Annotated in this window: 12 protein-coding genes; 7 read left to right on the top strand and 5 right to left on the bottom strand. The window is 35.5% G+C overall.

The window, feature by feature from the left end; genetic code table 11:
* The first annotated feature begins 70 nt into the window (after positions 1 to 70).
* From J3U37_RS04420 to J3U37_RS04405, 4 genes are all read left to right on the top strand, one after another.
* Entirely contained in the window at positions 71 to 5,062 is a 4,992-nt protein-coding gene (locus J3U37_RS04420) for a DNA repair ATPase (protein WP_267373479.1), read from the top strand.
* Between the two features lie 1,014 nt (positions 5,063 to 6,076).
* A complete protein-coding gene (locus tag J3U37_RS04415) occupies positions 6,077 to 7,420 on the top strand; it encodes a tetratricopeptide repeat protein (protein ID WP_267373477.1) in 1,344 nt (447 codons plus the stop codon).
* A 141-nt stretch (positions 7,421 to 7,561) separates the two neighbouring features.
* Positions 7,562 to 8,938 (top strand): tetratricopeptide repeat protein, encoded by a 1,377-nt coding sequence (locus tag J3U37_RS04410; protein WP_267373476.1) that lies wholly within the window; start codon positions 7,562 to 7,564, stop codon positions 8,936 to 8,938.
* A 186-nt stretch (positions 8,939 to 9,124) separates the two neighbouring features.
* Positions 9,125 to 10,504, top strand: coding sequence for a tetratricopeptide repeat protein (locus tag J3U37_RS04405; RefSeq protein ID WP_267373475.1), 1,380 nt, complete (start codon positions 9,125 to 9,127; stop codon positions 10,502 to 10,504).
* Here the strand turns inward: J3U37_RS04405 and J3U37_RS04400 are convergent, their stop codons facing one another.
* The 4 genes from J3U37_RS04400 to J3U37_RS12115 all read right to left on the bottom strand — a co-directional run bounded on the left by J3U37_RS04400 (position 10,505) and on the right by J3U37_RS12115 (position 18,496).
* Positions 10,505 to 14,248 (bottom strand): T6SS effector BTH_I2691 family protein, encoded by a 3,744-nt coding sequence (locus J3U37_RS04400; RefSeq protein WP_267373474.1) that lies wholly within the window; start codon positions 14,246 to 14,248, stop codon positions 10,505 to 10,507.
* A 15-nt stretch (positions 14,249 to 14,263) separates the two neighbouring features.
* On the bottom strand, positions 14,264 to 15,232 hold the full coding sequence (locus J3U37_RS04395) for a DUF4123 domain-containing protein (protein WP_267373472.1): 969 nt from the start codon (positions 15,230 to 15,232) through the stop codon (positions 14,264 to 14,266).
* Between the two features lie 12 nt (positions 15,233 to 15,244).
* Positions 15,245 to 17,668 carry a type VI secretion system Vgr family protein gene (locus J3U37_RS04390; protein WP_267373471.1) on the bottom strand — a complete coding sequence of 808 codons (2,424 nt, stop codon included), beginning with the start codon at positions 17,666 to 17,668 and terminating at the stop codon, positions 15,245 to 15,247.
* 678 nt (positions 17,669 to 18,346) lie between these two features.
* Positions 18,347 to 18,496, bottom strand: coding sequence for a DUF2612 domain-containing protein (locus tag J3U37_RS12115; protein WP_416379978.1), 150 nt, complete (start codon positions 18,494 to 18,496; stop codon positions 18,347 to 18,349).
* Positions 18,497 to 19,052: 556 nt separating this feature from the next.
* Here J3U37_RS12115 and J3U37_RS12110 point away from each other — a divergent pair.
* Genes J3U37_RS12110 through J3U37_RS12105 form a run of 3 tightly spaced genes read left to right on the top strand, consistent with a single transcriptional unit; the run spans position 19,053 to position 19,697 of the window.
* Positions 19,053 to 19,187 (top strand): type II toxin-antitoxin system HicA family toxin, encoded by a 135-nt coding sequence (locus J3U37_RS12110; protein WP_416379977.1) that lies wholly within the window; start codon positions 19,053 to 19,055, stop codon positions 19,185 to 19,187.
* 58 nt (positions 19,188 to 19,245) lie between these two features.
* Positions 19,246 to 19,596 carry a type II toxin-antitoxin system HicB family antitoxin gene (locus J3U37_RS04385; RefSeq protein ID WP_267373469.1) on the top strand — a complete coding sequence of 117 codons (351 nt, stop codon included), beginning with the start codon at positions 19,246 to 19,248 and terminating at the stop codon, positions 19,594 to 19,596.
* Positions 19,527 to 19,697 carry a type II toxin-antitoxin system HicB family antitoxin gene (locus tag J3U37_RS12105; protein ID WP_416379976.1) on the top strand — a complete coding sequence of 57 codons (171 nt, stop codon included), beginning with the start codon at positions 19,527 to 19,529 and terminating at the stop codon, positions 19,695 to 19,697. The genes J3U37_RS04385 and J3U37_RS12105 overlap by 70 nt, the downstream gene beginning before the upstream one ends.
* A gap of 97 nt (positions 19,698 to 19,794) precedes the next feature.
* Here J3U37_RS12105 and J3U37_RS04380 read toward each other — a convergent pair whose 3' ends face one another.
* Positions 19,795 to 20,451, bottom strand: coding sequence for a DUF7424 family protein (locus J3U37_RS04380; RefSeq protein WP_267373468.1), 657 nt, complete (start codon positions 20,449 to 20,451; stop codon positions 19,795 to 19,797).
* Between the last annotated feature and the right edge of the window lie 5 nt (positions 20,452 to 20,456).

The raw sequence follows: 20,456 nt of genomic DNA, 5'->3' as shown, positions 1-20,456 counted from the left end.
CTATCATCTGTTTTCGGTAGTTAGCTACCGAAAACAGTAGCCCTTCTACATAATGATCAATGAGTTTAAAATGGCAGAAATAGAACAAGATAACGAACAACAAACAACACTTGATAAAGCTGTTGCTGAAGGTGGTGCTTATGAAATCCTTCGAAAACGTCTCACCGCTTTAGGAATAGAGCTTAACCAAAAAACAGAAGCTTTAAATCAACAAAGGCTGTCCGAATTTGGTAAAAGTGATATGTCAATTATAGGACGAATTCGTATCCGAACGGAAAACAATTGTGTCGCACGAGACATTGTCCGTTTTGGTGATTGGTTACTATTTGGATATAACGTTTTTTTAGGCTTAAAAAAAGAAGCAAAAATTGAAGATGTCTTTTCACTTTATCAACTGGTTGAACGTGACGGTAATTATGAAGCCGATCCTGTAAATCTTTCCGGTACATTTTTAAATATTGATCGTTTTGTTCAAGACTTCAGTGAGTTATATACCTACTACAAAAATGCCCAATTGCTGCAACTGGTTGAACGTGACGGTAAATTACTGGCAAGCTTTCAAATTGGTGAACGATTAAGCGATATCCGTGTATTTCGTTGGTCAATCTCAAGTGATAAGAAAACCATTAACTATATCGATAATCGTGGAGAACGTGATATAGCCCTTCCACCAGCTTACGATTTTGAATGGATTGAAACAACAAGAGAAAATATTGTTAATGGTCGATTTCCACACGTCAATATCTTAGATACTGTGTTTGTCGAAACCATTGGTGGAGATTTGACAATCAAATGTGAAAATAATACCAATGATGGGCTGGGTATTTATCGTGAAGATGTGTTAGATAAAAACCAATCAATAAATGATGCAAAAATTGAATATGCCAAAGTAGGTTCGCTGATACTTTTAAAAGTATTACCATACCGTGAAGAAAATTGGCGCTATTTGATTTATAACACCTTGACCCAAACAGCGCAACGAATTGATTTTATTGGTCAAGCTTGTATTCAACTACCGGAAGATCATGGTGTTATATTTCCTGGTGGATATTACTTGCAAAATGGTGAATATAAAACATTCGACCAATCAATGTCAGGAATGCGTTTTAGACGGATTAGACGTTCCCCAAATGGCGAAGATGTGTTATATATTTTTTATGACCCGTATACGGGTCGCCTGGCGTTATTCAACTACAACATGATTGAACGAAAACTGGATAATCCTATTTTAGGTCATGGTTATGCAGTTTTTGAAGACGGAAGAATGGTTGTTTTTGAAGGTGAAAATGATGAACCAACTCGAGTCCATCCAATGCAAATTTGGCAAACTCCTTTTTATAGCGATGAATTTGCCGCTCAACAACCAACAAACAATAGCTTTTTAGGTAAAATCGGAAACGCTGAACTTGTTCGTGGTATTTCAGATCTTTACTTTATTTCACGTGAAATTGATAACCAATCTATTTCTTCACAGCTCTACAGTAAATTAAGTGAAGACACAAAACGATTATTCGATAGTTATTTTTGGTTAAATGATGAAGTAAATCTTTCATTTTCACCAATATTACGCAATATCACCCAAACCAGTGAATTAGTACTGGATGAATATGAAAAAGTCGAAAGCATACGCCGCCAGTCCGAAAGTGCGATGCGTGAAGCAATCACAAATCAACAAGATTTATTATCAAAGTTATACCCTGATAGCTGGCAAGAAACACAAGAGTTTGTCGATGCTTTAAATGCAATAAAAATGCAATTAGGCAGCCTAGTTACTTTAAGAAGTTATCGCTATATCGATTTAAATCAGATCGATATAATGGAAAATGAACTTAAAGAGCGACAATCAGTTGTTTCATTAGCGACAGCAAACTTTCTCGATAGTGATAAAGCATTAGAACCTTATGCCTTAAAAATAGAAGAAATCGAGAAAGCTCTTGATAAAGCCGATACCGTTGCCAAGTTGATTGAACCAATAGCAATAGCCGATCAAATGTCTAATGATCTTGATATGCTTTCGCAATTAATGGCGACATTAAAATTTGATGATGTCACATTACAAACAAGAATTATTGAAGCTATTGCTGAAGTTTATGCAAAACTCAATCAAACAAAAGCCAAAATCAACCAAAAACGAAAAAACCTATCAAGTACTGAAATGGTTGCTCAATTTGGCGCACAATTCAAACTGTTTGGACAAAGTGTTGCCAGTGCTTTAAGTTTAGCTACCACGCCAGAAAAATGTGACGATGAATTATCAAGGCTTTTAGTACAACTCGAAGAGCTTGAAAATCAATTCAGTGAAAGTGAAGAGTTCCTTAATGATATTCTGGCTAAACGGGAAGAAATATTAGAATCATTTGAAACCCATAAACAATCACTACTTGAAGATAGAACAAGACGAACAGAAGCGTTACTTACGGCTGCCAATCGAATTTTAGATAGTATCCCAAGAAGAACGGCTAAATTTTCTGATCAAAATGAGTTAAATGCTTTTTTTGTTGCCGACGCTTTAGCTTTAAAAATTCGTGAAATAGTCGAAAAATTAAGAGCACTTTTTGATAATGTCAAAGCAGATGATATTGAATCTCGTTTCCAAAGTGCCAGAGATCAATCAATACGCGCCTTACGAGATAAATCAGAAATATTTGAATCTGGCGGAAATGTAATCAAACTGGGGCCAAGACATAAGTTTAGTGTCAACACCCAAGAACTTGATTTAACCATTGTACCAAAAGAAGATCATCTTTATTTGCAATTAACGGGTACTGATTATCAGGAAAGAATTAATCACCCTAAATTAGAAAGTTATAAACCTTTCTGGTCAATTTCATTAGAATCCGAATCGCCTAGTGTTTACCGTGGTGAATATTTAGCATATTCAATAATTAATTCAGCGCTTAAAAAAGAGCATGATTTAAGTTATGACGATTTAAAAAATCAATTAAACCAACCTGAGGTATTAGCTAAAACAGTAAGAGATTATGCGTCAATGCGATATCGTGAGGGCTATGAAAAAGGGATTCACGATCACGATGCATTAAAAATATTAGCCAAACTGATTCCGCTAGGTGAAGCGGCCGGTCTATTACGCTATAACCCTTTAGCCCGAAGCTTAGCTATCCTTTTTTGGCATCATAATCAAAAAAGTGATATTGCCAAATTATGGCCAGAGCGAGCCAAAACTTGTAAAGATATACAGGCGTTATTTGGTCATGATGAAGGTATAAGAAATCTTCAAACAGAGATGTCTTTTGAATTAACCCAATTTTTAGAAAAGTATCCTATTCAACATGAACAGTATCATGTAAAACAAGCAACTGAATATTTAAGCTATATATTAGCCGAAACACCACAAGAATTTACGTTAAGTAAATATGGCCACTATCTATTTGAAGGTTTAAAAGCCCGCCTCGAGGAATCTCATATGTGGGGTGATTTTAACCAATCACAAAGCAATCTTCAAAAACGACTTGCCGATCGCTGGATTCTAATCGAAAGTTGGTTTAAAGGTCTTTGTACCCTACCCCAATATCAAAAACTATCAGACTATATTGCTGAAGCTTTAGTATTGTGTATGTTAGATAAAGAAAGTAGCATTACGCTAGGAATTAGCGAGCTTGAGCTTGATATTTCCATCAACGATTTACTTGGCGATCATCCAAGTATAATTCAGGGAGTGTTGAATATTAATCTTGATGATTTCTTTAGTCGCATGCGTAAACAGTCCAGAATTATTATTCCGGAGTTTCAGCATTATCAAAGTCTTCGTCAGGAAGTACTCGATGAACAACGTGATCTTCTACATCTGGAGGAATTTAAGGCTAAACCATTAAGTTCGTTTGTGCGAAACAAACTCATTAATCAAGTTTACTTACCTATCATTGGTGATAACTTAGCTAAACAAATGGGAACGGTTGGTGAAACTAGACGTACCGATTTAATGGGGTTATTACTGCTTATATCTCCACCGGGTTATGGTAAAACGACATTAATGGAATATGTTGCTAATCGTCTTGGATTAATCTTTATGAAGATTAACGGTCCGGCTTTAGGCCATAGTGTGTTATCTTTCGATCCAAATCAAGCACCGAATGCAACTGCCAAACAAGAGTTAGTAAAACTTAATCTAGCGCTTGAAATGGGAAATAACGTCATGCTTTATATTGATGATATACAGCACACCAATCCGGAATTCTTACAAAAATTCATCTCCCTTTGTGATGGTTCTCGCCGAATCGAAGGTGTTTGGAAAGAAAAAACTAAGACCTATGATCTCCGAGGTAAAAAATTCTGCGTTATTATGTCAGGTAACCCATATACTGAATCAGGAGAAGTATTCAAAATACCAGATATGTTGGCTAACCGTGCAGATATTTATAATTTAGGTGAAGTTCTTGGTGGTATGGATGAAGTTTTTGCTTCAAGTTATATTGAAAACTGCTTAACTTCAAATCCAATTCTAGCACCACTTGCGTTACGTGACTTAAATGATCTTTATCAACTTATTGACCATGCACAAGGCAAGCCACTTAATAGCAATGAATTAAGTTACGCTTACAGCCAAGCAGAAATCAGTGAAATTGTTGCAGTACTTAGTCACCTATTGAAAATTAGAGAAGTGGTATTCAAAGTTAACCAACAATACATCTTTAGTGCTGCTCAATCAGATAAATACCGTACAGAACCACCTTTCAAACTTCAAGGTAGTTATCGAAACATGAATAAACTTGCTGAGAAGGTTTCTTCTGTTATGAATGATGATGAACTTAATCAAATCATTAACGATCACTATTTGGGTGAAGCTCAACTATTAACTAATGGTGCTGAAGAAAATCTTCTTAAACTCGCTGAAATTCGTGGCGTATTAACTGATACACAAACTAAACGTTGGCAACAAATCAAAGCTGATTTTATACGCAATAAAACACTAGGTGGTGATGAAAGTGATACCGGAAACCAAATTGTTACGCAATTGGCTGACTTAGTGCAAAGTGTACAGGCTTTGCAGTTATCATCAAATAAAAAACCGAAAAAAGAGAAAAGAAATACAAAAGGTAAATAGCGAAATTTAATTATATTTTATTGTTAATAAAAAAGGCGGAAATAGACTTCCGCTTTTTTATTATTTAGGAAAAAAGGTAATTAAAATAGGTCAAATCCACATTAATGATAAAAATCCGTATAATAAAAAGGCAAAAATATAACAACTTATTGGTGTGATTATCAATAAAATACCTAATCTTCGCATAATTTTGGTTTTAGCGAAGCATAAAATTATTATACCAATTACGAAAACTAATAAATAAACCCACCAAAACATAAATAGTGACAATAAAAAAAAACCTACTCCATTTAAATAAATCATTTAATTAACTCCATTAATTATTGTTTTTCAAAATTATAACACTAATTAATTTTTATGAACCTTACACGCAAATCTTGATTCAATTATGTCATAACTATCATAATAGAAATTAATATGGCAGATAACGAATATAAAATAGAAAATGGGGGGCTACTAAAGGATGAAGGAAGAAATTATGAAAATAGATTGACTGTTTTATTAAAACCTTATCAATTACAACAATTGTTTTATTAATTTCCTCATTTCGTTTCTTTGAGTCAGCAATATTTTTTGTCGTTCTTTTGCTCTGCCCTATTGATACAATATCTAAGGATCCTTAATCTAAATGAACAATTTATACAGATATAGCTATACCTTCTTTTAGCTAACACCATAGTCCAAAAAATTTTTGTATAGTCCTTATTATTAGAATCACAAGTTTTAAAATATACATAGATTATAAATAAAGTAATACATGCACTAATGAGAAGCAAAATCGATATATAAGGTAAACTATCTTGTTTGGAAAAATATTCATATATAATTTTATATACTATGAAACTCAAAAAGTCTTTGGTGTTATTTCTCTTACCCGTTATTTATGCTAAGCCCTAACAAAGATTTGTAGTGATTATCACGGTGGCATGCTATTTTTTTATTATCTTTTCTATACAATTGCGAATATTAACAATATAATTATTTTGAATAAATTTATCTACAAATGGAATGAAGATGAAAGAGATTTCCCAATTAGTACTTTTGCTCTGTTTTGCGTCGTCTTATGCTTATGCGCATCATGACAACAAGCAAACAACTATAACTTCTCAAAACCCGATCACGCCTGAATCCACAACCTGCATCTTTTCACACAAGAAAGAAAATATTGAAATTTGCACACGTCTAGCCAATAGTGGTGATGCCGTTGCTCAAAATACCTTAGGAGAAATCTTCTACAATATTGAATATTCTTATAAATTTGGCAATCATACTAAAGCCCGATTACTATTCGAAAAAGCCGCAGCGCAAGGGCTTGCCAAAGCCCAATATAATTTAGGTTCCATGTATCGTGACGAATTTAACAATTTTCCTGTTGCCTTAAAATGGTTTGAAAAAGCCGCCGCACAAGGTAATGCAGATGCGCAAAATAGTATTGGCTATATATACGAAAATGCATCGGGCGGTAAACCACCACGCCTATATACATTTGATGAAAAAGGTAAAAGCACCGATCGCAATTTAGCTAAAATCAAAGCGCAATTTGCCAAATTTGATAAAAGTATACCTGTCAATTATTTCAGCCGTACTGTTTACCCACTCAGTGAGTACGGGCAAGGGGTAGAGCCCGATATACAAAAAGCGTTCGAGTGGTACCAAAAAGCGGCAAACCAAGGGCACGCATTGGCACAAGCTAATTTAGCCTATTTTTATCTATTAGGGATTGTGGTTGAGAAAGATGAAAAAAAAGCTTTTGAACTGTATGAACAAGCGGCAAATCAGCAGTTGCCTGCTGCAATAAAATCATTAGCATTTATGCATATGCAAGGGCTGGGTGGTAACAAGGTGGATGTAAATAAAGCTATTGCACTGCTTGAACAAGCCTATCAGTTAACCCCTGATGAAAGTTTATGGCGGATGATTTATACACAAATGTATCTACGTTATAAATACCTAACCAAATTAGAAGAAAATTCTGACAGATACCCTTTTCCTTACGACACAAAAAGTGATGAAGATTACATCTTTGCAAGTTTATTTTTTCTGAATGACTATTACAATTTAAATATGAATATGGGATCACACATACTCACTTTTTCACAACCACGCAGAAAAACCTTAGATGTTTGGCTAGGTAAAAGTCACGATGAACTATCAACCTTAAAAGAGCGTTATCTTATAAAAAAAGCGATTCAAGGCTATTATAACACCATGACTTTATTAAGTTATTACTATAAAGACGAAGTAAAAGATATCCAAAAGGCAATGCTATGGCGTCAATATGCTATTCAAATGGGACAATCTGATCACCCCGACTTTTGGCTAGACTATCCCATTGATGAGGATGATAAAACCCAATAATGTATAGTCATTTAGCACAATTTATTGGTTAATAAAAACAGATAAGTTAAATAAATTGATTGAAAACCCAAAAAATTGTAATGCGTCAACTAACTTTCGGTTTGTATTCAATTGTTTAGTTTATTGACAAATGGAATAAAGATGAAAAAAATCCCTCACCTTGTATTTTGGCTCTGTTTTGCTACGTTTTCGGTGTTAGCAAAAGGTAATAATAAACAGCCTTCTGCACCACCACCTAATGTTATCAAGTCTGACGCTTCAACTTGCCTACATTCACGAGATGTTGATAATCTTAAAATCTGCACAGCACTTGCTGACGGTGGTGATGCTATTGCACAAAATACGCTGGGCGAAATTTTTTACGGCGATAATTTGCTATATCAAAAAGGCGACCATACTAAAGCCAGGCTACTGTTTGAAAAGGCTGCTGCGCAAGGGCTTGCCAAAGCACAATATAATTTAGGTGCCATGTATCGGGATGAATTGAATAATTTTCCCATTGCCTTAAGCTGGTTTGAAAAAGCCGCCGCACAAGGCGATCTTGATGCGCAAAACAGCATTGGCTATATTTATGAAAACGCATCGGGCGGTAAACCGCCACGCCTCTATATTTTTGATGAGCAGGGTAAAAATATCGACCCTGAACTGCCCAATATTGAAGCACAATTTGCACGGTTTGATAAAATGAGCTTACCGCTTGAAGATTATCCTCGTAGTGTTTATCCGCTCAGTGAGTACGGTCAAGGAGTCGAGCCTGATATACAAAAAGCAATTGAATGGTACCAAAAAGCCGCCAGCCAAGGGCATGCTTTGGCACAGACCAACTTAGCCTATTTTTACTTGTTGGGGATTGGGGTTGACAAAGACGAACAAAAAGCCTTTACACTTTATCAACAAGCCGCCAATCAGCAGTTGCCTGCCGCAATAAAAACTTTAGGCTTCTTGTATATGCAAGGGCTGGGGCCTGAAGTCGATGAATATAAAGCCTTTACCCTGTTTGAACAAGCTTATCAGTTACAACCCGATGATAACCTGATAGAATTAATCAGAATATACTTTGGCAATACGTATAACTTTCGAACACAATTAAAACGCCAAAATATCAAATATCGACGGCAATATGATTCTCATACAGAAGTGAGTGATGAAGATTTTATTTATGATCGCTTTCATTTTTTGAATGCCTATTATAATTTAGATTTCAACAAAGGATCGCAAATACTCATTTTTTCAAAATGGCCTCGCAATACCATGGATATTTTATTGGGCAATACCATTGGGGAGCGTTCGGAATTAAAAGAGCGCATTTACATCAAAGAAGCTATCCAAGGCTATCCTAAAACACTATCTTGGTTAAGCTATTATTATAAAGGCGAAGAGCGAGATATTATTCGGGCGCAGTTATGGCGAAAATATGCCTTAAAAATGGGGGCATCTAATCATCCGTCAAACTGGCCCAACTACCCGCCTATTTTAGAAGATGAAATCACATGGCGGATAATGCCTTGGTTCGATTAGTAAAATCAATTATTAATCATCCAACCACTTTAAAATATATTGTTCGGTATAAACAGGTCAGCTTAATATAGGAATTTTAACTCATCGTTTTTTTACGTTTTTAGTTTTTTTGTCCTATTTATGCGATACAATCATGCTGGCTAATGGAACTGTTTTTTAGGTAAAAGATCGACAAATGGAATAAAGATGAAAAAAATCCCTCACCTTATATTTTGGCTCTGTTTTGCTACGTTTTCGGTGTCAGCAAAAGGTAATAATAAACAGCCTTCTGCACCACCACCTAATGTTATCAAGTCTGACGCTTCAACTTGCCTACATTCACGTGACGCGGACAATCTTAAAATCTGCACAGCACTTGCTGACGGTGGTGATGCTATTGCACAAAACACGCTGGGCGAAATTTTTTATGGCGATAATTTGCTGTATCAAAAAGGCGACCACACTAAAGCCAGGCTACTGTTTGAAAAGGCTGCTGCGCAAGGGCTTGCCAAAGCACAATATAATTTAGGTGCCATGTATCGGGATGAATTGAATAATTTTCCCATTGCCTTAAGCTGGTTTGAAAAAGCCGCCGCACAAGGCGATCTTGATGCGCAAAACAGCATTGGCTATATTTATGAAAACGCATCGGGTGGTAAACCGCCACGCTTGTATATATTCGATGAGAACGGTAAAAATATCGACCCTGAACTGCCCAATATCGAAGCACAATTTGCACGGTTTGATAAAATGAGCTTACCGCTTGAAGATTATCCTCGTAGTGTTTATCCACTCAGTGAATACGGTCAAGGAGTCGAGCCTGATATACAAAAAGCAATTGAATGGTACCAAAAAGCCGCCAGCCAAGGGCATGCTTTGGCACAGACCAACTTAGCCTATTTTTATTTGTTGGGAATAGGAGTTGAAAAAGACGAACAAAAAGCCTTTACACTTTATCAACAAGCCGCCAATCAGCAGTTGCCTGCCGCAATAAAAACTTTAGGCTTCTTGTATATGCAAGGGCTGGGGACTGAAGTCGATGAATATAAAGCCTTTACCCTGTTTGAACAAGCTTATCAGTTACAACCCGATGATAACCTGATAGAATTAATCAGAATATACTTTGGCAATACGTATAACTTTCGAACACCACTGGAATGGCAGGATATAAATTATCGCTTGCAATATGATTCTCATACAGAAATCAGTGATGAAGATTTTATTTATGATCGGTTTCACTCTTTTAATGCCTTTTATGATCTAGACATGGCGAATAGTTGGATTATGCTTGATTTTTCAAAATGGCCTCGCAACACCATGGATATTTTATTGGGCAATACCATTGGGGAACGTTCGGAATTAAAAGAGCGATTATATATAAAAAGAGCTATCCAAGGCTATCCTAAAACACTGGCATCATTAAGCTATTACTATAAAGGTGAAGAGCGGGATATTATTCGGGCGCAGTTATGGCGAAAATATGCCTTAAAAATGGGGGCGTCTAATCATCCTTCTGAATGGCCAAACTATCCCCCGATTTTAGCTGACGAATTTGCACGGCGACGGTTTCCACGGATAGCCGATTAATCATATCGACGGTTTATCTTCCAACCATTTTAAAATAAACTGTTCGGTTTTAAACATAATGGTGTGATGCTGATCTTGTTGTTGATTGACATCTTGATTGGTTGGTTCCTCTTTTTTAGGTTGAGAATTAGCCTGTTGACTAGGAAACTGGCTTTCATCAAAAAAACCTTTTAATTCTTCAACATTTTTAAATCCCAAAATTTGCTCAAAGGCATTATTGAACTTATATTTATCGCGTTTTTTTCCAAGTACCGAAAATTTAAGAAACACTTCAATATCGTTATCTTTCATTAAATCAAAAATTAACATAGCAATCAATAACCCAACACTGATTACCCCGGCAGTGACTGATATCAACAAACGACATGCTGCCAGATTGAAAGTTTCTTGTAGCCCTGCACGTAATATAATTTGACCAACTCTGACTTTAAATAGGGTTTTCACCCATTCATAACGGTAAGATAGCCCCAGCAACAAATATAATCCGCCCGACGTGGTCGACAATCCACATGCAAATACCCCCACCCAAGCAGCATAAGTGTTACCCGATTTAAAATTGTCATGAACCTCAATCCCCAGTTGAGCGGAAGTCAAAAAGCCAGTTAATGCCGTAAACACCCCAAAACCAGTTTTAGCAAATCGAAATCCTTTTATTGCTCTGCTATTACGGGCACGGATGATCGATGCCGCTGTATCAGACACCGCCGCTATTAACGAACTGGTGGCAATGGCTTGTTCAAATAATATATCGGTATCATTTTCAAACAGTGACGGCTCTTTCGTCATGATATAGTGCCAGTTATAGGCTTCGAAAGCACCCACTAAAAAGGCAAGTCGTGCACTGCGCAAGCGGATCTGTTGCGAACTAACCATTTTGGTTGCGTCATCGGAAAAAACTTTAAATACCACATTGACCTTATCTTTAAATAGATGATCCAGTTCCACAAACTGGTCTACAAAACGCTTGTCCAGTTGCTTAATAGTGGTGTTTAAGCTTTGGCGCAATTCATCTAACATTTTTTTCACTTTAGCTGGATAAGTTCTCAACATAATGTGCAACCCACCGCCAACCGGCGCGCCACTAAAGCTTTGCGCTTTAAACACTTTATAGGCGGCTTTGGCTTGATACTTCATATGGGCGTAAGTGGTGGCAGATTTCCAGACAACGCCCGATAGGGCTAAAGCTGCCGATTCGGCAATCATTGCCCCTAAACTGTATAAACAGTTATTAATCGGTTTACAAAGTTTAAGCAAATTGTCATACAGTTTTAAAATTTGATTATTAATAAGACCAGGATTGTCATAATTAGATAACCAACGAGTAATAATATTGTGTTTACCAAAACTGGCATCAATGCTAATTGGAATTAAGCCTTCTAGCTTTCGTAAACGTTTTAACTCCATAATCTGATCTAACACTAAAGTGGCTTTACGAAATTGCATGGTAATAATGGAAATTCCCTTGATACCGACATTTACTAATTTATCTTCGGCATATTCAATAGCTTGATTTGTAACCACATGCTTAATAATTTGGGGTAATACATCCCAAAATTTGCGATAATCGAAACTGATGGCACGCCATAACAGGTTAAGGATTGAAGTTTTAATATGAATATAAACTTCGCCTTCCATATTGATATGGTCAATACTTTGTAACTCGTCAATAAAAGCTTTGCCTTCGCCGGTTTTTTCTAACCCTTCTAAGGTAGCATACACTACCGCCGTAAAATAGTAACCATTAAGATTAATTTTTTTTAACTCGTCAACTTCAAAAGTTTTTATTTCCTTTTTATCTTTTGCAGCTTCCAATTCTTCTTCAATTTTCTTATGGCATTCTGCCCAAATCGGACTGGACTCATCGAGTTCAATATTGCGTTCATATGAAAGATCATTAATAAACGTTAAATAATGGCTGGTTTTAAGCCAACTGACGAGCAATTTAGCTCGTTTATTAGCAATTTGATTGACACGATTAGTCAACCTTTTTTCAATATTTTCAAAAGGATGAGCAACCAAACAGCGTTTGTATTTTTTTAATTGCTGTTCAGTTTGGGTATCAATGGTCGATTTATGTTCTTTTGCTTTTTTTTCATATTCTTGCACTAAATATTGATACACGTTATGCATTGATTGTGCATCTTGTCTAATTAAGGCTATTGGTGCTTGGTAATTAAATGATTTATACCTCATGGCTTTATCATAAATACTGCCTTTTATGTATTGCTTATCGATTAACTGGTTAGAAAAAATTGCACTTTCATAAATGGGTTCCCCATCACCATAATAATTTAATTTTAAAAATTTCATAAATCGCTGGTAATATTGATGCCCCAACGGTTTGGCATAAAAATGTTCTTTTACCAATAATATATAGCATCGAACCAGTTGGTAGTAATCACGTGTTGCCGGGGCTTTTATGTTTTGAGCTATTGGCATACTTTTTCTTACTCCAACGATATCTTGAACATTTAACCACGGGTCTAATTGGTGTGCTCTTTGATTTTTCATTTCAATATAGACTGCGTGAGACTTATCGCTGAAGTCGTTTAATGTTTTTTCTTCAAGAAAATCGATATCATCAAAATTTTTATTGTTTGCCATGGCTTGATAGAATGCGTCTTGAGTTGGTGAAAAGCTAAAATCATCTTTTGTTACTTGGTGATTGGAATAGCTTTTTACCACTTTCATCATTTCTTTGACATCAAATTCCATTTCTGCCTCGGTTAAGAATTGACCGAAATGGGCAAATATATCTTTGTAATAGTTATTGAGTTCAATCGCGACGCCTAACGCATCTTCAAGGGCTAAAATCATCGGTTTACCGTGATCGCCACTATAACTTTGCATAGTTCTTTGTAATTGTTGCACATTTAACTGGTGAAGTTCTGCACTCGGCTCTTTTTCTGCATGAGCTGGACTAAATTTAAATGGGATCCAAGATTGTTCAGTGGTGTTAATTTGAATGATATTTTCATAATTTTGGTTGAGTTCCATTGAAGGCTTATTTTTATATAGCCAACGTGACTCAGTATTACCATTTATCAATACATCTTTACCATAGATTTCTTGTTTAGTATCCGGTAACGTATTTTTGCGAATAAAGTCAAAATTGAAGTCTAAAATATCGGTAATGGTTTTTTCAGTGGCAATAGTTGCGCTACTTTGGTTATATTGTTGGTTTTGCCATGCTTCAATATCCAGTTCTTGCATTCTGGTGGTTGGGGATTGTCGATATTCTTTCATCGCTTCGACTGTCCATGGAAACTCACTATAAGCAATATAAACTTTACTGTATCGTGACGGGTTCGGTATGGTTATAAATGCATTTAAGGTCGGATTTTGTTTTAAATTTGGGCATTGAAATTGATCTTCATTGCTCTCCCCCATCGATTTTGTCGATTGCATACCATCTAATTTAATAATTCGACCTTGTTCATCAATGTAATAGATCAACCAATATTGATTTTCTAACTCTTCTTGGGCTGATTCACTTTGGTCACTGTCAGCTTCGTCGTTGCTGGCTTGGTTGGATGGTAAGTATATGTAGATAAAGCCTGCTCGAAGTCGTCTTATATGATATTGGTAGTCATCATTTAATGGAATATCTGTCACCCCTGCTAAATTTGCCCAGCTTGGGCGTTGACTTTTAATGTAAGTGGGTAACACGGCATAACGTGTTGGAAAAATGGCTAACCCCTCATTTTGGCAACCACATTGTTTTATTTCGCTTTGTTCACTCATTTTGTTTCTAATTTCCTATACTCGATTCGGTGTCTGTAAATAGCTTTGCCAATCTTCTGTTTTTATCGCCTTTAATTCATCTAGAAGATGATAATATTGCCTAAGATTAGTACATTGTTTGATTTTGTCTTCAATTTTAGGTTCACAATCAAAATCCGCTCCCCTTATTAGTGCCAATTTTGCCCATTGAAGTTGAAATTGTTCTTCATTTATATTGTTTTTTTTTAAACGGATTAAACTTGGCATTATTGTTTGTAGCGATGCTATTTCATCTATGTATTTTGTGGGATTTACTAGGAGCTGTGAATTGATGATCTGATTATTTATGCCTATACATTCTAAAAGTTGATATTGATCTTTGGTTAATCTTAGTTCACCACTGTTTATCTGCCAAACTTCTCCTTGATGATAATGTGAGTTTAACGTCCCTTCGCGGGTTAACATCGACCAGATTTTTATATGACCAAGTAGTATATTTTGTTGTTTTGACTCTAATACATTCATTAATTGGAAAAATACTGCAGGGTCGTAGAAGCGTAAAAGTATTTTCTTTTGACCGCCCTGTATTGCTAGCTTGGCTAAATCGTCAGCGATTGATTGAGCTTTTTTATGGGTAAATATCCACGCGCAATATTGTTGGCCTATCATTCGAGATTTTATTGATTCCGGTCTTGATTGTTTTAATCCCTGATCAATCATATAGCTTAACATTGTGTGTTCATATTTATCACTCAAATCTAATTCAATAAGCCAGGGGCATTTAGTGGCTGATATTGCATTATGCATTATGCGCACTTGATGTAATCGAAGCCGATTTTGATAATATTGCATATAAAATTCGTCGATTGGACTCAAAAAAGGATCAAGTAATACTAAACAACGGTTTTGATAATCTTGAGACAATGTAATAAGTTGTTGAGTGATGGCTATAGCCTTTTCTGATAATTTACTTACATCAATCGGTGTTTGTCCATATCTTAACATGCTAATTCCTTTTTAATTCAAATCGATACAAGCTTGTTGTTTGCCTACTTGATCATTTTGTGTTACTTGACAATCGACTGAATCACTTAAATTACGTAAATTGCTTAAGCTATTCGGTGCCATTTTTTGCATTGCATTACATTTAAGATAGACATTGTCTTGGGTGCCTAACTCAATACCCGCAGCACTGATTTTAATATACGAACCACAACAAATCAGCGTTATTTCTTGCGCAGCGGCAAAGTCAACATTACTGTCAACACTGTTAATTTGTACATCATGTTTTGCCGCTACCGCTATTTGATTGGTTTGGGCTTGCACATCGACATCACCTTGATTAGCAAACAATTTCATTCCTGATTTTTGAGCCAGTAAGCTAATAGCTTCTGATGTGGATAAGGTAATATTTTTTAACGCTGTAATGTCAGTTTGATTTGCTGTTGTTACTGTAGCACTGTTGGCACTGGAAAGCTGGATATTCTCAGGACTGCTTAAAGCAATACCTTTTTGCGCATAAGCAAGAATTCCCGGCTGATTCATATCTTCTAAAGTGCTTTGTAATTGTTGTTGTGAATCAATATCAGCTACATGACTTTCTGCTTTTTCTGACACATTTTGTAAAGCTTTGGCTATCGATAATGCATTTTCCAGTTCGGTAATTGCTCCTTGCATATCCAATTGCTTGCCTTGCGCTTTCGGTTCAGTTTGACTAGTTAGATAAAGACCACGATCTGCTGCAATCGCACCCCACATATCGGTACGAAGTTCAAAACCTTCACCTCGTTGCTCTTTTTTGTTGTTAACCAGATGACCGATATTTAATTGTGTTTTGCCATATTCCGTTGCCAGTTTGATATGCTCCTGACCTCGTTTATCATCCATACGCAATTTATTGTTGGTTGGGGTGCGAATCACATTACGATGTTTATTTATTGTCGTCACATGGTCAGGATGTGCACTATCATGCATGGCATGCGCAATATATGGACGGTCAGGATTACCATTTGTGAATCCTATGCCCACTTCAGTACCATCAATCAACGGAAAATGGAAGCCATACTGATTGCCAGCATAACTCCGGGCAAGTCTAATCCATAAACTTTCTTTGCCACTTCGCCACTGTGCTAAATCGAAGTTAAATTTAACCCGATAGCGACCATGAATATCAATATAGCCATAAGTATCATTATCTGGACTAGTCACTCTAGCCGGGAGTGTACCTTTAATTTCCGGGCTTGGTAATACTTGTGGACGATAAGGTTTTAATAGATTAAAAGGTATCGCCGTGAATTCAATTCGATAAGGTGTACTACGGTCCCCCTTTCCACGTGTGGTCAAAATTAGAACTCCATCTTCAATGTTACCTAACTGACTGTTCTCAATAAAAACCTGTTGACCCGGAGCAAGAGTAAAATCATTACATTGACCACAAATAATTTGTTGGCGACTGATAGCCAGCTGATGCCTAATTTTGGCATACCAATTGCCACTTTCTACGAAATTTTCATTTTGGTCTTGTTGTTGGTTTTTATAATGTTCATCGTATCGGTAATCATTGCCGTATGTCGTGGATGAATTAACTACCGTATTAGCCGAAGATAGCATGTCATCTTTTGCCTGGCGATAGTTGTAATCATTAACTGTCACGGTTTGCAATGCTAAGAAGGTGCTTTGTTCTAGTGCCCATATGCTGTCACAACTACTGTCTTCCATTCCACTTGGTGTTTTGTGGGTAATGGTGCCATGTTTGGTAAAGCCATTTTGCTCATCCCCTAGTACAATAACATCACAATTATGTTCTTCATGGGTTTCAAAGCGAAGCCAAATCCCGACATCGGCCAGTAATCGCAATATAAAATTTAAATCACTTTCTTTCCACTGTGTTATTAGTTCTCTTGTCGGATAATTTTGCTTTAGTTCTAAGCGGTAGTCTATACCTGTAAAACCATGTTGGCGTAAGATTGACTCCACCACACTAACAACATTTTGATTCTGATAAATAGCACTACCAATATTGTTTTTTAGTAACGCAAATTTAGGTTGTAAGACTATTTGATATCGGGCTTCATCTTTACTGACTGACAGCAAACTAAACTCCGTTACAATTCCATGAACTGTTCGAACTGAAGGTGGTTTACTCAATAAACTAATACCAGCAATTAACGCATCCATTGGCGCCTGTAAAAATGAAAACGAAGCCGGCTGCTTTAAAATGGCATCGATTGATAAAGATCGATTTGCTGAAGTAAAAATAATGGTATATCGCCACGGTTTATCAAGCTGTTCTTGTAAATCAACTGAATAGATTGAGATATTATCTAACTCGTTGGATTGCTCTAGTTTAAGAATGTAACGATTTTGAGCTGTAGTATTATTGTTAAGTGCATCAAGGCCACTTGAAACAATATCAAGTAAAGATTGTTTAGAAAAAGACATCCGTGTATTCCCTACAAAGCATATTCCATAAAAATAAAATAGAAAAGCCATTAGTATTTATTATAATTATTTTTCAAACTAAAAAAAGTTTATATACTAAATAGCATATTGATAAAATATATTTTTGAACACAAATAATCAACATTAAATTAACTTTAATTCATGTTTTTTGACTTAATTAAAAAAATAATTTTTGAGATTATTAATAATATAAATAAATATGGAACATTAATGATGAGAACAATCAATGTATGTTTAACAATTATAATTAAGTTTCGGAAATGGAATATATTTAAAGGGTTTAAGAAATAAAAAGCACTATAGGTGATTTATTAATATTTAAATTTTATTAATTATTCTAATAACATTTCTAAACTAACGATTTAGAATCATTAACTAAACTCAGAGCAAAACTAAATGAAATATCGTGATGATCAGAATACTGTCGATTTTCCATTAATATTACTCCCGATAAGATAATCTTATAATTTTGCTTACTCTAAGTTTTTAACTATTAATTTATAATCACATCTATCGATAATATGTTTCAATCGGATCTGAATTTCTAAACAATATTAAATGAAAGCGCAGTATCGTCTTCCAACCAAAATACTCTTTGGCAATAGCTATTGGTAAAACACGAAATACACCAACAGGGCGACTCACTAAATCCAATTCTTAGCCTGTTGTATCATCAATATTGAGAATATCCGCCACTTGAATAATGTTTCTAAATGTTTGGTCGGTTTCTTCGTAGATAGCTTTAATAGTGCCTAAAGCCTTTGGCTTTGATCTATACTGCCAAATAATGAATTTTTCCCTACTCAATTAGCACCTCAACATTGTTTATCTGTGCATATTCTCGATGATCGATATTTGCTATATTTGAGCCATTAACCGTGAGTTCTTTAATATAAAACCCGTCAACTAGGTTAATGCTTGAGATAATGCGTGATGAATAAACATTTTCGCCGATGTCAAAATCAAGATTTTTAAGGTTGCTTTTGATTTGCTCAGTATTGATATCGTTAAATGATTTATAACGACCAATTACCATTGAGACGTAGATATCGACCTTTTTTGGTCTATCGAAATAAACTCTACGCGGTATACCATTTAATAAATACGAGGATTCAATTTGACCATATAACCCACATCCACCAATTTTCTTTTTAGTAATAACTTACGCTATTTTTATCAGCTACACCTAAAATAACAGCGTTAAATGAGTGAGCAGGTAAAGCTGTATAACCATTTGATTGTGCGAGCTTTATTTAGTTTTAAACTGCTTAAAATAGTAAATCTGTCATAATTTACCTAATCAATAAAAATGTTGACTCATGTGTATATATGTATATAGTGATTTTTAGGTTAGGAGGTAAACATGAAACCAACTGACCTAATAAAAGAACTTATAAATGCAGGATGTGTTCTGAAACGAGTTAGAGGTAGTCATCATATATTTTACTCACCAATAACTAATAAAATATTTCCGGTGCCTCATCCAAAATCGAATTGACCGATTAGCCCAGTAAGAACAATCAAAAAATCGGCGGGGCTTTATAACCCGCCACCCTTTGAGGTATTTTTTTACGCTTGGCATTCAAACACCGAACGATAGCGATCCAGCTTACGGCATTGTTGTGCCTGCGTTATGTGATGATAAATATAGTTGTTATTCTGCCGCCGACAAAGAAAGCGATATCCCAGCAATGGCAACAGAAGCTATCTTGTTGACTGTGCAAGATATGATTGAATCAGACGATTATGATGTCATAGATATTCATAACGATCATGTTCGTATACAAATAACGATGAGTATGCTCATTGCGATACGTGGGTCATTATTGATGTTGATTTGTCATCATTTGTTAGTAAACAAAAAAGATTCAATATTACATTGCCAAATATTCTTATTGATAGAATAGATAACGCATTTAAAGCACTAAACTCTTTTTATAAAGATCTGAGTAATTTTTTGGCTGAAGCAGCTATTAATGAATTAGCAGCACAAAATAGAGCGCGTTAATTATGTTTAATTATTTGCCCCGTCTTCATTATTGAAGCGGGGCATAAAGAATTTTGCGTTACAATCAGCCGCAACTTCCTTGCTTATGTTAAATATTTTATTCTTTCTTTATTTGATATCGCTTGTCATAATCTTCATAAACTAGCGCACCACCGTGTTTAGTTATCGCTAATACAGAAACATCAGAAAGTTTAAATGTCTGAGCTTCACCAGCTACTAACTGATACCAAGAATACGGAAGATAATATTTAGCATCAGCCAAAACACCATGCACCACAATATCCTGGTTTTTGTCTAAATCATTTATGACTGTTATTTGAACAGAAGGTTCAAATTTAGAAAAAGAATTTTTTTGTTCTTGTTGAATTTTGCTTCTAAGATTGTCAGAAAGCAATACAATCATTCCTCCACCAAATCCTCCGTTTCGTATTTGTATATCCCCAGTTTCATCTTTACCGCCGACAGTTATAGGAATTTCAAATAATGCTTTCGAGTCCATTTTTTCACGATAGCATTCTATATATTTTGCGTCGGTAAAAATATTTGAAATTGCTTCTTTTGCATCTGTTACATCAGATGATTCCTTTCTTGAGTCTTTATAATCTGCGCAAGACATAACTTCAACAACAAGTTTCGACTGAATTGTTTTAGCGGTTTCGCTATTGACATCGCTTAAATTTACGGTTGGTGCTAGCTCAACCTTACAACCCGACAGTAATGCAACAGATATTAAGCCTATTAGTATTTTTTTCATTTATT

The organism is Gilliamella sp. B3172 (assembly GCF_026536465.1).
Classification (GTDB): Bacteria; Pseudomonadota; Gammaproteobacteria; order Enterobacterales; family Orbaceae; genus Gilliamella.
This window is presented reverse-complemented; position numbering and strand designations above follow the sequence as displayed.

Bases quoted from the DNA above. Each gene is read 5' to 3' on its own strand.
- J3U37_RS04420 (WP_267373479.1), top strand. From the start codon at position 71: ATGGCAGAAATAGAACAAGATAACGAACAACAAACAACACTTGATAAA.
- J3U37_RS04415 (WP_267373477.1), top strand. From the start codon at position 6,077: ATGAAAGAGATTTCCCAATTAGTACTTTTGCTCTGTTTTGCGTCGTCT.
- J3U37_RS04410 (WP_267373476.1), top strand. From the start codon at position 7,562: ATGAAAAAAATCCCTCACCTTGTATTTTGGCTCTGTTTTGCTACGTTT.
- J3U37_RS04405 (WP_267373475.1), top strand. From the start codon at position 9,125: ATGAAAAAAATCCCTCACCTTATATTTTGGCTCTGTTTTGCTACGTTT.
- J3U37_RS04400 (WP_267373474.1), bottom strand. From the start codon at position 14,248: ATGAGTGAACAAAGCGAAATAAAACAATGTGGTTGCCAAAATGAGGGG.
- J3U37_RS04395 (WP_267373472.1), bottom strand. From the start codon at position 15,232: ATGTTAAGATATGGACAAACACCGATTGATGTAAGTAAATTATCAGAA.
- J3U37_RS04390 (WP_267373471.1), bottom strand. From the start codon at position 17,668: ATGTCTTTTTCTAAACAATCTTTACTTGATATTGTTTCAAGTGGCCTT.
- J3U37_RS12110 (WP_416379977.1), top strand. From the start codon at position 19,053: ATGAAACCAACTGACCTAATAAAAGAACTTATAAATGCAGGATGTGTT.
- J3U37_RS04380 (WP_267373468.1), bottom strand. From the start codon at position 20,451: ATGAAAAAAATACTAATAGGCTTAATATCTGTTGCATTACTGTCGGGT.